The 14,107-nt window shown below is 47.6% G+C and carries 9 protein-coding genes, 14 tRNA genes, 2 rRNA genes and 3 pseudogenes; 21 read left to right on the plus strand and 7 right to left on the minus strand.

Annotated features, from left to right (window positions below):
* Nucleotides 1–151 precede the first annotated feature (151 nt).
* The 16 genes from NSQ57_RS05055 to NSQ57_RS05130 all read left to right on the plus strand — a co-directional run bounded on the left by NSQ57_RS05055 (nucleotide 152) and on the right by NSQ57_RS05130 (nucleotide 4,687).
* Nucleotides 152–3,100 (plus strand): 23S ribosomal RNA (locus tag NSQ57_RS05055).
* A gap of 152 nt (nucleotides 3,101–3,252) precedes the next feature.
* Nucleotides 3,253–3,369: ribosomal RNA gene (gene rrf / locus NSQ57_RS05060) — 5S ribosomal RNA — on the plus strand.
* 70 nt (nucleotides 3,370–3,439) lie between these two features.
* Nucleotides 3,440–3,515: transfer RNA gene (locus tag NSQ57_RS05065), tRNA-Ala, on the plus strand.
* A 4-nt stretch (nucleotides 3,516–3,519) separates the two neighbouring features.
* Nucleotides 3,520–3,595, plus strand: a tRNA-Asn gene (locus NSQ57_RS05070).
* 3 nt (nucleotides 3,596–3,598) lie between these two features.
* Nucleotides 3,599–3,690: transfer RNA gene (locus NSQ57_RS05075), tRNA-Ser, on the plus strand.
* Nucleotides 3,691–3,710: 20 nt separating this feature from the next.
* Nucleotides 3,711–3,782: transfer RNA gene (locus NSQ57_RS05080), tRNA-Glu, on the plus strand.
* Nucleotides 3,783–3,792: 10 nt separating this feature from the next.
* Nucleotides 3,793–3,868: transfer RNA gene (locus NSQ57_RS05085), tRNA-Val, on the plus strand.
* A gap of 26 nt (nucleotides 3,869–3,894) precedes the next feature.
* Nucleotides 3,895–3,968: transfer RNA gene (locus tag NSQ57_RS05090), tRNA-Met, on the plus strand.
* Nucleotides 3,969–3,994: 26 nt separating this feature from the next.
* Nucleotides 3,995–4,071 (plus strand) — tRNA-Asp (locus NSQ57_RS05095).
* A gap of 13 nt (nucleotides 4,072–4,084) precedes the next feature.
* Nucleotides 4,085–4,160: transfer RNA gene (locus tag NSQ57_RS05100), tRNA-Thr, on the plus strand.
* Nucleotides 4,161–4,164: 4 nt separating this feature from the next.
* Nucleotides 4,165–4,250, plus strand: a tRNA-Tyr gene (locus tag NSQ57_RS05105).
* Between the two features lie 7 nt (nucleotides 4,251–4,257).
* Nucleotides 4,258–4,333: transfer RNA gene (locus tag NSQ57_RS05110), tRNA-Lys, on the plus strand.
* A gap of 12 nt (nucleotides 4,334–4,345) precedes the next feature.
* Nucleotides 4,346–4,426 (plus strand) — tRNA-Leu (locus NSQ57_RS05115).
* Nucleotides 4,427–4,436: 10 nt separating this feature from the next.
* Nucleotides 4,437–4,511: transfer RNA gene (locus NSQ57_RS05120), tRNA-Gly, on the plus strand.
* A gap of 7 nt (nucleotides 4,512–4,518) precedes the next feature.
* Nucleotides 4,519–4,595 (plus strand) — tRNA-Arg (locus NSQ57_RS05125).
* Between the two features lie 12 nt (nucleotides 4,596–4,607).
* A tRNA-Leu gene (locus NSQ57_RS05130) sits at nucleotides 4,608–4,687 on the plus strand.
* 394 nt (nucleotides 4,688–5,081) lie between these two features.
* Here NSQ57_RS05130 and NSQ57_RS05135 read toward each other — a convergent pair.
* The 3 genes and pseudogenes from NSQ57_RS05135 to NSQ57_RS05145 form a co-directional block, all read right to left on the minus strand.
* Nucleotides 5,082–5,306, minus strand: a pseudogene (locus tag NSQ57_RS05135) (oxidoreductase); the annotation flags it as partial.
* Nucleotides 5,307–5,320: 14 nt separating this feature from the next.
* Nucleotides 5,321–5,486: pseudogene (locus tag NSQ57_RS05140) on the minus strand (IS110 family transposase); the annotation flags it as partial.
* A 60-nt stretch (nucleotides 5,487–5,546) separates the two neighbouring features.
* Entirely contained in the window at nucleotides 5,547–5,915 is a 369-nt protein-coding gene (locus NSQ57_RS05145) for a hypothetical protein (protein WP_341071713.1), read from the minus strand.
* Between the two features lie 496 nt (nucleotides 5,916–6,411).
* On the opposite strand from NSQ57_RS05145, the gene NSQ57_RS05150 reads away from it, so the two are divergent.
* Nucleotides 6,412–6,876 carry a hypothetical protein gene (locus NSQ57_RS05150; protein WP_029514777.1) on the plus strand — a complete coding sequence of 155 codons (465 nt, stop codon included), beginning with the start codon at nucleotides 6,412–6,414 and terminating at the stop codon, nucleotides 6,874–6,876.
* Between the two features lie 455 nt (nucleotides 6,877–7,331).
* Here the strand turns inward: NSQ57_RS05150 and NSQ57_RS05155 are convergent, their stop codons facing one another.
* The gene (locus NSQ57_RS05155; protein ID WP_342425711.1) at nucleotides 7,332–8,162 is read right to left on the minus strand and encodes an SDR family oxidoreductase; all 831 of its coding nucleotides are present in this window, start codon (nucleotides 8,160–8,162) and stop codon (nucleotides 7,332–7,334) included.
* A gap of 169 nt (nucleotides 8,163–8,331) precedes the next feature.
* Here NSQ57_RS05155 and NSQ57_RS05160 point away from each other — a divergent pair, with 169 nt between their 5' ends.
* Nucleotides 8,332–9,009, plus strand: a complete 678-nt coding sequence (locus tag NSQ57_RS05160; RefSeq protein WP_342425712.1) for a TetR/AcrR family transcriptional regulator — start codon at nucleotides 8,332–8,334, stop codon at nucleotides 9,007–9,009.
* A gap of 197 nt (nucleotides 9,010–9,206) precedes the next feature.
* Nucleotides 9,207–9,329: a hypothetical protein gene (locus tag NSQ57_RS05165; RefSeq protein ID WP_274386749.1), complete on the plus strand. Its 123-nt coding sequence runs from the start codon at nucleotides 9,207–9,209 to the stop codon at nucleotides 9,327–9,329.
* Between the two features lie 90 nt (nucleotides 9,330–9,419).
* Here NSQ57_RS05165 and NSQ57_RS05170 read toward each other — a convergent pair whose 3' ends face one another.
* A complete protein-coding gene (locus NSQ57_RS05170) occupies nucleotides 9,420–10,772 on the minus strand; it encodes an MATE family efflux transporter (protein WP_342425713.1) in 1,353 nt (450 codons plus the stop codon).
* A 136-nt stretch (nucleotides 10,773–10,908) separates the two neighbouring features.
* On the opposite strand from NSQ57_RS05170, the gene NSQ57_RS05175 reads away from it, so the two are divergent.
* On the plus strand, nucleotides 10,909–11,589 hold the full coding sequence (locus NSQ57_RS05175) for a TetR family transcriptional regulator (protein WP_342425714.1): 681 nt from the start codon (nucleotides 10,909–10,911) through the stop codon (nucleotides 11,587–11,589).
* 118 nt (nucleotides 11,590–11,707) lie between these two features.
* Here the strand turns inward: NSQ57_RS05175 and NSQ57_RS05180 are convergent.
* Nucleotides 11,708–12,365 (minus strand): annotated as a pseudogene (locus NSQ57_RS05180) (aldo/keto reductase).
* Nucleotides 12,366–12,560: 195 nt separating this feature from the next.
* Here NSQ57_RS05180 and NSQ57_RS05185 point away from each other — a divergent pair.
* Complete coding sequence (locus NSQ57_RS05185) at nucleotides 12,561–12,941, plus strand: helix-turn-helix domain-containing protein (protein ID WP_342425715.1); 381 nt, start codon at nucleotides 12,561–12,563, stop codon at nucleotides 12,939–12,941.
* A 46-nt stretch (nucleotides 12,942–12,987) separates the two neighbouring features.
* Here the strand turns inward: NSQ57_RS05185 and NSQ57_RS05190 are convergent, their stop codons facing one another.
* Nucleotides 12,988–14,058, minus strand: coding sequence for an SDR family oxidoreductase (locus NSQ57_RS05190; protein ID WP_342425716.1), 1,071 nt, complete (start codon nucleotides 14,056–14,058; stop codon nucleotides 12,988–12,990).
* Between the last annotated feature and the right edge of the window lie 49 nt (nucleotides 14,059–14,107).

Raw genomic sequence — 14,107 nt, forward strand, 5'->3', positions numbered from 1 at the left:
CCGAAACGAAATTGCGTTTTAGAATATTCCTTTAAGCTGATCTTGTGTGAACAAGTGAAATAAAGGTAGCAGGTAAGGAAAGATCTTTTGCCTTTGGCAAAAATCATTCTTTATCGAACATCGACATTTTCTTTTATCAAAGAAAAGTCTAGGTTAAGCTACAAAGAGCACACGGAGGATGCCTAGGCGCCAGGAGCCGACGAAGGACGTGGCGAACAACGATAAAGCCTCGGGGAGCTGTAAGCAAGCTTTGATCCGGGGATGTCCGAATGGGGAAACCCGGCTGTCTTCATCGACAGTCACTTTCTGCTGAATACATAGGCAGAATAGAGGCAGACCAGGGGAACTGAAACATCTAAGTACCCTGAGGAAGAGAAAACAATAGTGATTCCGTCAGTAGCGGCGAGCGAACGCGGATTAGCCCAAACCAAGGAGCTTGCTCCTTGGGGTTGTGGGACGTCTCATATGGAGTTACAAAGGAACCGGTTAGATGAAGAGGTCTGGAAAGGCCCGCCAAAGAAGGTAAAAGCCCTGTAGTTCAAAACTTGTTCTCTCCGAGACGGATCCCGAGTAGTGCGGGGCACGTGAAACCCCGTATGAATCCGGCAGGACCATCTGCCAAGGCTAAATACTCCCTGGCGACCGATAGTGAAGCAGTACCGTGAGGGAAAGGTGAAAAGCACCCCGGAAGGGGAGTGAAATAGATCCTGAAACCGTGTGCTTACAAGAAGTCAGAGCCCTATGATATTTTCCTTTGGAAAAATCACGGGTGATGGCGTGCCTTTTGTAGAATGAACCGGCGAGTTACGTTCCCGTGCAAGGTTAAGGTGAAGAGCTGAAGCCGCAGCGAAAGCGAGTCTGAATAGGGCGACTTGAGTACGTGGACGTAGACCCGAAACCGGGTGATCTACCCCTGTCCAGGGTGAAGGTGCGGTAACACGCACTGGAGGCCCGAACCCACGCATGTTGAAAAATGCGGGGATGAGGTGGGGGTAGCGGAGAAATTCCAATCGAACCCGGAGATAGCTGGTTCTCCCCGAAATAGCTTTAGGGCTAGCCTCGGAAAGAAGAATCGTGGAGGTAGAGCACTGATTGGGTGCGGGGCCCGCAAGGGTTACCAAGCTCAGTCAAACTCCGAATGCCATAGATTTAGTTCCGGGAGTCAGACAGTGAGTGCTAAGATCCATTGTCGAAAGGGAAACAGCCCAGACCATCAGCTAAGGTCCCCAAGTGTGTGTTAAGTGGGAAAGGATGTGGAGTTGCACAGACAACCAGGATGTTGGCTTAGAAGCAGCCACCATTGAAAGAGTGCGTAATAGCTCACTGGTCGAGTGACTCTGCGCCGAAAATGTAACGGGGCTAAACACACCACCGAAGCTATGGCTTGATGCTTGCATCAGGGGTAGGGGAGCGTTGAATGCGGGTTGAAGGTGTACCGTAAGGAGCGCTGGACTGCATTCAAGTGAGAATGCCGGTATGAGTAACGAAAAGATCTGTGAGAATCAGATCCGCCGAAAGCCTAAGGGTTCCTGAGGAAGGTTCGTCCGCTCAGGGTAAGTCGGGACCTAAGGCGAGGCCGATAGGCGTAGTCGAAGGACAACAGGTCGAAATTCCTGTACCACCGTAATCCGTTATGAGCAATGGGGTGACGCAGTAGGGTAGTGACGCGGACGGATGGATGTCCGTCTAAGCAGTGAGGCTGGTGTGTAGGCAAATCCGCACATCGTTAAGGCTGGGCTGTGATGGGGAGCGAAAATTGTAGTAGCGAAGGTCATGATCTCAGACTGCCAAGAAAAGCCTCTAGCCAGGAGAAGGTGCCCGTACCGCAAACCGACACAGGTAGGCGAGAAGAGAATTCTAAGGCGCGCGGAAGAACTCTCGTTAAGGAACTCGGCAAAATGACCCCGTAACTTCGGGAGAAGGGGTGCCTCGGTAGGGTGAATAGCCCGAGGGGGCCGCAGTGAAAAGGCCCAAGCGACTGTTTAGCAAAAACACAGGTCTGTGCGAAGCCGCAAGGCGAAGTATACGGGCTGACGCCTGCCCGGTGCTGGAAGGTTAAGGGGAGTGGTAAGCCCTTCGGGGCGAAGCTATGAACCGAAGCCCCAGTAAACGGCGGCCGTAACTATAACGGTCCTAAGGTAGCGAAATTCCTTGTCAGGTAAATTCTGACCCGCACGAATGGCGTAACGACTTGGGCGCTGTCTCAACGAGAGATCCGGTGAAATTTTAATACCTGTGAAGATGCAGGTTACCCGCGACAAGACGGAAAGACCCCATGGAGCTTTACTGCAGCTTGATATTGAATTTGGGTACGATCTGTACAGGATAGGTGGGAGCCGTCGAACTTTGAGCGCCAGCTTGAAGGGAGGCATCCTTGGGATACCACCCTGATCGTATCTAGGTTCTAACTTGGTACCGTAAACCGGTGCGAGGACAGTGTCAGGTGGGCAGTTTGACTGGGGCGGTCGCCTCCTAAAGAGTAACGGAGGCGCCCCAAGGTTCCCTCAGAATGGTTGGAAATCATTCGAAGAGTGCAAAGGCAGAAGGGAGCTTGACTGCGAGACCTACAAGTCGAGCAGGGACGAAAGTCGGGCTTAGTGATCCGGTGGTACCGCATGGAAGGGCCATCGCTCAACGGATAAAAGCTACCCTGGGGATAACAGGCTTATCTCCCCCAAGAGTCCACATCGACGGGGAGGTTTGGCACCTCGATGTCGGCTCATCGCATCCTGGGGCTGAAGTAGGTCCCAAGGGTTGGGCTGTTCGCCCATTAAAGCGGTACGCGAGCTGGGTTCAGAACGTCGTGAGACAGTTCGGTCCCTATCTGTCGTGGGCGTAGGAAATTTGAGAGGAGCTGTCCTTAGTACGAGAGGACCGGGATGGACGTACCGCTGGTGTACCAGTTGTTCCGCCAGGAGCACCGCTGGGTAGCTATGTACGGAAGGGATAAGCGCTGAAAGCATCTAAGCGTGAAGCCCCCCTCAAGATGAGATTTCCCAGTATGTAAGACCCCTTGAAGACGACGAGGTAGATAGGTTGGGGGTGGAAGTGCAGTAATGCATGGAGCTGACCAATACTAATCGGTCGAGGGCTTATCCTAAAGATAAAACGCAAATGAGTTTCGGATCCAGTTTTCAGGGTGTAACCTTGAACGTATGTACAAGTGACATACAACAAGCGTATGGCTATTCATTCACACGATAAGTGATGAAGCGAATAACCGTACGATAGAATTTGCATAGCAAATTCATGTTTGGTGGCGATAGCGGAGGGGTTCCACACGTACCCATCCCGAACACGACCGTTAAGCCCTCCAGCGCCGATGGTACTTGGACCGCAGGGTCCTGGGAGAGTAGGACGTCGCCAAGCAACCCCATAATGGGGATTTTTTTTCGCCTATCAGGCTATTGATTATACATACAAAAATGATTTTTTAGATGGGGCTATAGCTCAGCTGGGAGAGCGCCTGCCTTGCACGCAGGAGGTCAGGGGTTCGATCCCCCTTGGCTCCACCAATATTCCCTGATAGCTCAGTTGGTAGAGCACTCGACTGTTAATCGAGTTGTCACAGGTTCGAGTCCTGTTCGGGGAGCCATGTGGAGAGGTGTCCGAGTTGGCCGAAGGAGCACGATTGGAAATCGTGTAGGCGCCAAAAGCGTCTCGAGGGTTCGAATCCCTCTCTCTCCGCCAGCTCTTAATAATAGATATATGGCCCGTTGGTCAAGGGGTTAAGACACCTCCCTTTCACGGAGGTAACAGGGGTTCGAATCCCCTACGGGTCATAAGCAGTATGGAGGCTTAGCTCAGCTGGGAGAGCATCTGCCTTACAAGCAGAGGGTCGGGGGTTCGAGCCCCTCAGCCTCCACCATTTGAAAAATAAATATTTATTACTGTCGCGGGGTGGAGCAGTTCGGTAGCTCGTCGGGCTCATAACCCGAAGGTCGCAGGTTCAAATCCTGCCCCCGCAATTACTTCAACTAAGGAAGTTTCCTCTGGAACCGTGGTGTAGAGGCCTAACATGCCTGCCTGTCACGCAGGAGATCGCGGGTTCGAATCCCGTCGGTTCCGCCATTTAACTTAATACGCCGGTGTAGCTCAACTGGTAGAGCAACTGACTTGTAATCAGTAGGTTGGGGGTTCAAGTCCTCTCGCCGGCACCATATTGGAGGATTAGCGAAGTGGCCAAACGCATCAGACTGTAAATCTGCTCCCTTACGGGTTCGGTGGTTCGAATCCATCATCCTCCACCAGTTTTACGAGCCATTAGCTCAGTTGGTAGAGCACCTGACTTTTAATCAGGGTGTCGAAGGTTCGAGTCCTTCATGGCTCACCATTATCATTGTATGCGCGTGTGGCGGAATTGGCAGACGCACTAGACTTAGGATCTAGCGTCTTTGACGTGGGGGTTCAAGTCCCTCCACGCGCATCTTGTTTTTGCGGACGTGGCTCAGCGGTAGAGCATCGCCTTGCCAAGGCGAGGGTCGCGGGTTCGATTCCCGTCGTCCGCTCCATTTATTAGTCCCCTTAGCTCAGCTGGATAGAGCGTTTGACTACGAATCAAAAGGTCGGGAGTTCGAATCTCTCAGGGGACGCCATTAACTTCATAAGCCGGTGTGGCGGAATTGGCAGACGCGCGCGACTCAAAATCGTGAGGGAAACCGTGGAGGTTCGAGTCCTCTCACCGGCATCTATTTCGGGATGTAGCTCAATGGTAAAACTCAGCCTTCCAAGCTGGTAGCGTGGGTCCGATTCCCATTACCCGCTTTATATAGATGAAAAAGGAGAGATGGCTTATTTTTATGCCATCTCTCCTTTTTTACTTTTAAACTATTTCTATCGACATCACAAGCAGTAGAAACCCCAAGGCAATCTCCTCCGTTCTTTTGCGTTATTAAGATAGGGCGTACAACTAACGAGGAACGATAGTTAAATAACACACAATGTTGAGCAGGCGCTTCAAGTCTGCTCTTTTTATTAAACTAACGGGCAAGTTAGTTTTAAGTTTACTTCACCAACTCAACACAGAAAGCGCAAAAGTCTGTTGGGAAACTCGACAGACTTTTGCGCTTTAGAAGATGAATTTACCAAGGTTGACTTGTTGGTCCAATTGTAAACTCATTAACGTTCGTATCTTCTGGCTGATCAATCGCGAACGCAACAACATTGGCAACTCGATCAGGTGAAATACCGTGTTGTTCATACAATGCAGTTGCACCTTTTAAAGTATTCTTATCTGTGATGGTAGTCAACAATTCTGTATTTATTGCTGCTGGATAAATAGTTGCTGTACGGGTGTTCGTACCTTCAATGAAGATCCCCGATAAACACCCTTGTATTCAGGGGATATCTGATCCAATGCGGTTTGGAACTGCAGCTTAATTTGAATATATAGACCGGTAAACGTGTTATGCTGTCGTGTTAAGTTTCAAAGATTCAAGCAACTAAACGCCCCTTGTTTTATAATGCTCAAAGTCTTCTTTGTAGAACTAGGATCATCCTCGGTTGATTACTCCTAGGGTAAAAGTTATGAACGGTTGACCTTGGCTTCAAAAGGCTTTTCCAACTCGTCCCAGTTGGGGGGGGGGAGGGACCCGTGTCTGTTCCTTCCAAAGGTGAAACACACGGCTCAAAGCTACGATTTCCCCTACGGATCCGTCAACCAGTCGGCTGATCGGCATCCTATGATAAATTTTCGTAAAAAGGCGCATCAACGCCGGTCGTTTGCGGATTAGTGAAGCATGCGCGGCCGGCGTTAGCGGATATCGTAAGGCCTCTAACACGCGAAAGCCTTCGTCCATAGCCGCGATCATCTGCCGCAACAACTTGTCGTCCCAGCGATTTTTTTCATTTGGCGCTCGTGTGTAACCGTTATAAAGTTTAGCGCAATTACAGGCACGATATGATTCTTCAGCCATGCATCTATATATTCATGATAGATAGGCATCATACTCATTTGGTTTACGTATGCGGGTGCTCCCCTTCCATGCAGAGGATTTTTCCAAACAAACATGGCCTAACGGCCACCATCATGAATGAAAATGTCTTGGCTTGTGAATCTGAACCTCCTTAATGGAGGTTCAGGGCACAGGCCGATATTTTTTTGGTAGGACATACTCTGAGTCCTTAATTTCCCGACTTCGAGGAACTATAGGCAGCATCGTATTATCTCGCTGATCGAATATTTAAAGCGGTGTTTGTGAATACCAGTCTATGTGAACACTATTTAACAAACTAACAAATTCGCCATTCAAAATCTTCTCTTGAATCAATTTTGGTATACTATGTGGTAGATAAGAGAATTAATTTGAAGTCTGGGTATAAAGATGTTTCTACAACAACTTGAGAAATGAATTTGATTTTGGTGAAATGCGGAAGCTGTTAGGGCGTAAAGAGAGAAGAGGAGGAATGGAAATGTCGTATCTCGTTGATTTTAAAGATGTATCTACGGTTGGTTTAGAGTCTTCACCTGTAGCAGAAGCGCTTGCTGGTTTACGTGCTAATGAAGCCCGTTATTTTATGAACAAGTACAAGTATGAATTTACGGTTGTACCAGCTAGCGAAAGCCAGGAGAGCCTTGATTATGTGAACCGAATTTTGAGAGAAGAACGTGATATTGCGTTTGCGGCTAAACCTTTAGAAACGTCGCGTTTTCAAGTGGAAAATATCCGATTTACCTACGTTTTTTATGAGGATGGTCTTGCAATCAATGTCATGTATACGGTGGATGACCCTAAAAAGCGGGCTGTTGGTTTTAAGCTTTCTGAGGGGATGGAGGTACCAAAGGAGCTAGAAGGGAAGTTTAAGTTTGCTAGGCAGAAGTCTAAACTAGCTGGAACAATTCGGGGTTCGTTTTTTGTAATTAAAGGACAATATTAAAGTAAGCAAAAGCGCAAATGGAGGAATCCAGCCCCTTATTCTCTTTGCAAAAAAGTGAAATTAAAGAAAGGGCTATCCCGTAAAAGGATTGCCCTTTTTTGAAAGAATGATGAAAAGCTACCGCTTATCGTATGATTATCAAACAGGAAGATCGCGGGTAGTCTCTGATAAGGAGACTATTTTTTTGAGAAATTGCCCTTTCAGCCAACGCGGTGAACCATACCATAAGTGAAGATGAAAAATTTCCTTGTGGGAAGTGACCTAACAATACGATTAGCCAGGATAGTTTGCTGCGAATGAAGGTAACAACACTTAGTGTGGTATGCACTCGTGTTGATCTTGTTTTAATATCCAAACTTCTATTTCATACATGTTGTTGTTAGTCCATGTCTTGCTTCGCTTTTCTCAAGTGCTTTATTAAGCGGTCCATGATCGGTTCTCGGTCTCGTCTCCAATCAGTTGTTGAAGTAGTGAGACTGTTCGAGGTCGAGGATCAGTGCAGGTTGCACAGGCCGCCATCCCAGAAGTTCCTGAGTTGCAACGCTTGATCTCGGGATATCGAGCGCTGCAAGTGTGCTGAGGAAGCCGAAGTGGGTGTCTGCTTCTTCACGTGAAATGCTGACTACAGGCACGTTCAGGTGTTTACCGATAACACTTGCGATGTCGCGAAATGGTACGCCTTCATCTGCGACCCCATTCAGTCGTGAACCGGCGGGTGCCTTTTCTAACGCAAGGCGGTATAGATGTGCGGCGTCAAGGCGGTGCACAGCTGGCCAGCGGTTGGTCCCCCCTTCCACATAGGCTGAGAAGCCCTTCGTTTTGGCAATGTTGATCAGTCTCGGCACAAATCCTGTGTCACCCTCACCGTGTACCGAAGGACAAAGCTCTACGATTGATGTCCGCACTCCGCGCTCAGCCAGCAATAACGCTACGTTTTCTGCTGCCACTCCATTGGCGTGCGTGGTGATCACGAATGGCTTACCAGACCCTTCCAGCGCCGCCCCCATCGCTTCAACGGCGTGCAGATCTGCTGTGAGTGCCCTGGCGAAGTTCGAGAAGTCGTGATTGAATGCCAGATGAATAATGCCATCCGCAGCAGCCGCACCACTACGAAGGCTGTCGAGATCGTCGATGTCACCGCGGTGCACTTCAGCCCCGACCTCTTTTAGTTTCGCAGCGCTATTGTCTGAGCGCACAAGACCGACGACTTGATGACCCGCATCCATGAGTTCGCGGACGACAGCGGAACCGATGTAACCTGTTGCTCCTGTTACGAAAACACGCATCATGAAATCCCCCTTAAGCTTCTAACTATTGTTGTATAAATTATAATTACCACGCGATGGGTCCATCCTCATCTGAAAACGTTCCTGTTGGAGCGTCCGCACCAATCATCGCAAGCCGGACTGCTTCACGCGACCCTTGTTCAACACTACGAGTAAAGGAGCTAAGTTTATGAGTAAAATAAAAAAGAAAATGTCTGAGAGGGGCGAATTATCTGAGGTCGTGGCAGAAAAGCCTGCGCAAGCATTGGGCCGCAAGCGAGATCACACGCGGGATGATAAAATCCTTGAGGCGACAATCGACATCCTCGCCGATACGAGTTTCGATGGTATGACAATGGACATGGTCGCGGCTCGAGCAAAGGCTGGGAAGGCGACGGTTTACCGCCGCTGGTCTTCCAAGGCGGAGTTAGTCCGAGACGCCTTGGCCTGGATGAATCGGAATCATCTTAAGCTCGAAAGCTTGCCTGATACAGGAACCTTGCGCGAAGATCTCCTCGTGCTTTTGAAGCCGCAATCGATCGCGGAAGAAGAACGCAAATTTCGAGTCCTAGCGGGCCTAGGCTCCTTTTTGCAGCATCCGGAATTTGCCGAAGCAGGAACAGCCGGGATTTTCGAGCCATGGGTTGTTGTGAACCGTGAGCTTATGAACCGAGCCGTCGTCCGCGGTGAAATTCCCGCTCACGCGGACATTGAGATGGCTTGTCAGGTCATTACTTCAGTGGCTTCTTTTCGCGGACTCATCCAGCGCAAACCGTTCGACAAGCCTTTCTTCACAGCGCTAATCGATGGCATTCTACTGCCTGCACTCAAAAACCCGCAAACAGCTCCAAATATCATGGACAGATGATGACCAGGCGCTTACCAGAAGAATCTACAAGGTGGATCAATCACAGAAATGATTCAACTATCGGGAAACGATATTTGAATTTAGAACAGGGAGCACACTGCCGTGGCAAATGCTCCCTCTTTCATGGAAGTAACGGGCAGTACAGGTTAATACAGTAGCGTTGAAAAATGAAATATAAGGGATTAGGAGGCACGGATTTGCTCGTCTCGAAGTTTGCGCTGGGAACGATGATCTTCAGAGGTAAGAACTTTCCGATGAGTGTGGCGATGGGGGCGCTGAATAAGCAAGATCGTGTAGGTAGGGGGCATTTTCCTTTTTAAAATGACAATTGCCCTATTCCCCGTCCATATACCTAAAAAAGGCAGGGTCGGGGAGTGTCCTATCCTGCCTTCTTGGGTGTTATATGTTTTCTACTGTACTAACTTATCCAATTCTGGCTGCAATTTGGTCCGCAAAACATACAACATGATGGCACCAACAAGGAATGCGACCGCATCCGCAATGACAAGCGACCAGACCACCCCGTGGAAGCCGTTCATTTGATTGGCGATAAACAACACAGGAATCAGAGTAATTCCTTGAATAATTGACATAATAAACGCGGCAGTTCCTTGTGCTGATGCTTGGAAGATCCCGGTAAACAATGTGGTCATTCCTGTAATGAACAAGGATAGGAATGTCACATGTAGAATGTAGCTGCCCATTCCAATTAATTGCGAGTCATTTGTAAATAAACCAATTAAGTGGTCGGAAATCAAATAGACGATGATGCCAAATACGACTGCTAACGCCACAATCACTTTGATCGTAAATCCAATGGTATTCTTCATGCGTAATTTATTCGCTGTGAACGAGAAGGCAATCAACGGCACGACTCCCTCGCATAAGCCCATCAGAATAAACTCAGGAAATTGCAATAAACGTGATGAAATTCCGTAAGCCGCTACGGCCTGATCCCCGTATTCGACAAGAAAATGGTTAAAGATGAGCGACATTGCACCCAAAAAGATACTCATAATAAAGACGGGAACTCCGATTTTGAATACATTGCTCAGAATGTCCTTGGTAGCCTTGAAACATTTTACGGAGACGGTTAAGAATTGGCTCTTATATCCCATATGGAAGGCGTAGAATGCACTCGCAACCAAGTTAGAAATGACCGTAGCAGACGCAACGCCGATCACATCCCAATGGAGCACGAAGATGACTAACGCGTCGAGAATAATATTTATAACAACACTGAGAATCATACCGATCATCGACGTGATTGCTGCACCCTCCGAACGCACGATATTCTCCAGTGTGAAGAATAATACGACGAATGGTGAGCCAATAAGCATAATCGTGACATAGTCCTTCGTGAATCCGAAGGAGTCAGACGTTGCTCCCAGGCCATGAACGATTGGATTGATCAACGGGAGACCCACGGCCATCACGATAAGACCGAGAACTAAACTGCTGTAAAAGGCAAATGAAGACACATGCTTTACCTCATCATATTTTTTCTCTCCTAGCAAACGGGAGATGAATGTACCGCTACCCATGCCAATCAAATTGCCTAGCGCCATAATGATTGCGAATAACGGCAGGGTCAGTGCGAGTGCGGTTAACATGGCAGTATTGTGAAGTGTACCAAGGAAATAGGCATTCAAGATGGAATAAATGACACTCATTGACGTGCCTAGCATCATTGGTATAGCGAAGTGAGCTACGGCTTTTGCGACCGGTGCTTTTTCAAAGTAATGGAGGTTTTCTGCATCCATGCGGATCACTACTTTCTCTATTTATTTTGCCTTCAGTCTAACACTGTTAGGTTGTGCCTTACAGTGTTAGATGGTATCATGAACCAATGAACCTGTAAAGCATAAACTTACACTGTTAGATAAAAGGGCGGATGACATGAAAAAGCAGCAACCTCAGATTTCGGAGGATAAGATTTTGGAAACCTCGTGGGAGCTTCTTGGAGAGGAGGGCATCGAGAAATTAAGCATGAGACGATTGGCCGACAGGTTAGGGATTCAGGCTCCCTCTCTGTACTGGTACTTCAAGAGCAAACAGCATCTCTACCAGCGTCTGGCCAACCAGGTATCGAAAATGATTCTGGAAGAGTTCCACTCCGAGGGGGAATGGAAGGAGCAGCTGACGGGGCTTGCGGTAACGGTACGGAACGTGCTCAGCCGATATCCCTGCTCCACGCAGCTCATGATGATGACGCTGCCCCACGAACCGGACATCATTCGGTTCACCAACCGTATGCTGCTCTGCGTGGAATCGACGCCGCTTGAGCAAGAGCAGAAAATGCAAGTGGTTACTACGCTTGTGAACTATGTCTTCTATTTCGTTCTAGACGATTATCAGCATGAGCGCAATGTCTCCGCTATCTTTAAGGACCAGAAAACGCATCCGGGTGAGGAGATGATTCGCCTTCTGGACTCCATGAGCGAGACGGATGTGGGACTGTTTCGGAGGATGTTCACGAACGGGCTGTTCAATCTGATGGGAACCGACGGGGCGTTTGAGTTCGGCTTGAAGCTGATTCTGTTGGGGATTGAGCAGGTGATAAAGGAGCAGGAGAAGTAGTATGTAAAAACCGCCCATCCGGTTATTGGATGGGCGGTTTCAATTAGGTTTACGTTTACCCTAAATTGTTGGTTCTTTTGGCGTAATCAAAACCTACGGGTGATCTTTTGAAAGAGGGTTAGATATCGAGTTTACGGGTACCGATCCATTTCACCATGTCAGGATCGCGATGTGAAAAGAACAGGCTCTGTTTCGTATCTAACGTAGTAATCGACTCCATATCCTCTTGGCTTAACTCAAAGTCAAAGATATCGAAGTTTTCGATAATTCTCTCTTTACGAACAGACTTTGGAATCACAACAACTTCTCTTTGTGCCAACCAGCGTAAAATCACCTGAGCAACGGATTTATTATATTTTTCAGCTATGGATACCAATATTTCATGCTGGAACAAGTTGTTTTTCCCTTCAGCAAAAGGCGCCCAGGATTCGATCTGAACATTATTCTCTTTCGTAAATTTTGCATGTTCAATTTGCTGGTTGAATAGGTGCGTTTTCCAGTGATTTTTCAAATGCCTTTTTTGTACGCTCATAACCAGTATCCTGAACCCAAAGTTTCGTAGTGATAAATAACTCCTCTCTTGCCACGCCACTACGTTTGATCGCTCTGCCAACTGCTTCTTCATTTAGATAAGAGGCAGCGGTATCAATCAGCCGATAGCCTGCCATAATAGCGTCATAAACACTTTGTTCACATTCATTTGCATCTTGGATCTGATAAACACCAAAACCGAGTATAGGCATCTCAATCCCATTGTTCAAAGTTACTTTTTGCATATAAAATCCTTAGTATTAGGGAAATACTTTTACGGAATGTAAGCAAAACTTAATTTAATTCGGGGTTCAACTAACGGGCAGGATAGCCTAATATTTTGGTTGTCGTTATAATGTTTAATAGGGACATTTAATATCTCCAATTCATCAGGAGTTACCAATGACCTGTTTCGAAATATTCGAAAAGGGGCAAGTTGTGTGAAAAAGACTGAAAAAATTTACAACACCGCAGTTGAGGCAACTTTAGAGGTAATTGGTTGGAAATGGAAACCTGTTATTCTCTTTCATTTGACATTCGGTAAGAAACGTAATAATGAATTTAAGAGCTTGATTCCCGCAATTACTCAAAAGATGTTAACGCAGCACCTTCGGGAGCTTGAAGAAGAGGGCGTCATCTTACGTATTTCTTATAATCAGGTACCACCTAGAGTTGAGTATGAGTTGACAGACTACGGCTGGAGTCTAAAGGAACTCCTACATCTGATGTGCCGTTGGGGGGATTCGCATATAGAGAGAAAGTACGAGGGAAAGGCTACTGTTCTGGCTAATCCAATGCTTACAGACGTGAATAACAGTTAAGAAACCGACCCAATACAAGGTCGGCTTTCTTATTTTATACGGTAGTTTACGGGATGACTTTACGCTTGCGGAAGTCGTTGAAGATGTTCATAAACATTGCTTCGGTATCGACGAATTCGTGAAAGCCTAAACGACGAGCCTTAGTTCCGTCGGCAAAAAAATCGTAATCCCATGCAAACACGAAATCGCCGAATAGCCAAGAGGAAACCTCTTTATAGGAATTCCGAGCAAGACCATGCTTCTCAACCATTTTGTTCCAAAGCTGCTCCTTGTCCTCCATGACAACGTCCAGAGACATTTGCAACGGAGGGGCTGTTTCCATACCAAAGTATTGAGCGATCTTCGGCCATAACTCATTCCAACGGAACAGATCGCCGTTCGTAATGTTGAATGCCTGATTCGCACAGCGCTCGTCGGTCGCCGCCCATACTGTTGCCTTTGCGAGAAGCCCAGCGTCTGTCATCTCCAAGAGGCTGTTGTAAGCTCCTGACTTACCTGGAAACCGCAAAGGTATTCCAAGTTCCTTCGAAATTGAAGCGTAAATCGCTATGACCATTGCGAGGTTCATCGGATTTCCAAGCGAGAAGCCGCAGACTACAGAAGGACGGAGTGCAGACCAAGTCCAAGCCTTACCTTTTTGCCGTTGTTCTAAAAAATCTTGCTGATCAATATTGAACTCAGGAGGCATGTGGTTAGCGTCTGTCTCACGAGCAGGAGTTTTGAACGGGCCGAGATGTGCGCCGTATACCTTATATCCCTGCATCAGACTGACATGTTTCAAGCCCGGCGCGATTGGTTCGATCACTTCTACGATGTTCACTAACATGGCGAGGTTCGGTGGAACAAGTTCAGCCCAAGTTTGACGGTCTTGGTAAGCAGCATAAAAAATGTGTGTTACCCCAGTTAAATCGCTTAACTTCTCGTGAAGATCGTCTATATTGAGTAGATCCGTAGCCACATATCGAACATGGTTGCTAGATTCTCCACCGCGACGCGATACGCCGATCACGTCCCAATCAGGAAGAGAGATGAGGTGATCAATGAGGTTGCGACCGATAACACCATTCGCACCTACGACCAAGGCGACTTTGCGTGTTGTTGTAGATTCATTATTCATAGTGTTTCAGCTCCTTCTGTACTATTCTTTCTTTGTACAACATTATTTT

It is taken from the genome of Paenibacillus sp. FSL L8-0502, assembly GCF_038593055.1.
GTDB lineage: Bacteria > Bacillota > Bacilli > Paenibacillales > Paenibacillaceae > Paenibacillus > Paenibacillus polymyxa_D.

Bases quoted from the DNA above. Each gene is read 5' to 3' on its own strand.
- NSQ57_RS05155 (WP_342425711.1), bottom strand. From the start codon at position 8,162: ATGCGTGTTTTCGTAACAGGAGCAACAGGTTACATCGGTTCCGCTGTC.
- NSQ57_RS05170 (WP_342425713.1), bottom strand. From the start codon at position 10,772: ATGGATGCAGAAAACCTCCATTACTTTGAAAAAGCACCGGTCGCAAAA.
- NSQ57_RS05150 (WP_029514777.1), top strand. From the start codon at position 6,412: ATGTCGTATCTCGTTGATTTTAAAGATGTATCTACGGTTGGTTTAGAG.
- NSQ57_RS05160 (WP_342425712.1), top strand. From the start codon at position 8,332: ATGAGTAAAATAAAAAAGAAAATGTCTGAGAGGGGCGAATTATCTGAG.
- NSQ57_RS05145 (WP_341071713.1), bottom strand. From the start codon at position 5,915: ATGGCTGAAGAATCATATCGTGCCTGTAATTGCGCTAAACTTTATAAC.
- NSQ57_RS05190 (WP_342425716.1), bottom strand. From the start codon at position 14,058: ATGAATAATGAATCTACAACAACACGCAAAGTCGCCTTGGTCGTAGGT.
- NSQ57_RS05175 (WP_342425714.1), top strand. From the start codon at position 10,909: ATGAAAAAGCAGCAACCTCAGATTTCGGAGGATAAGATTTTGGAAACC.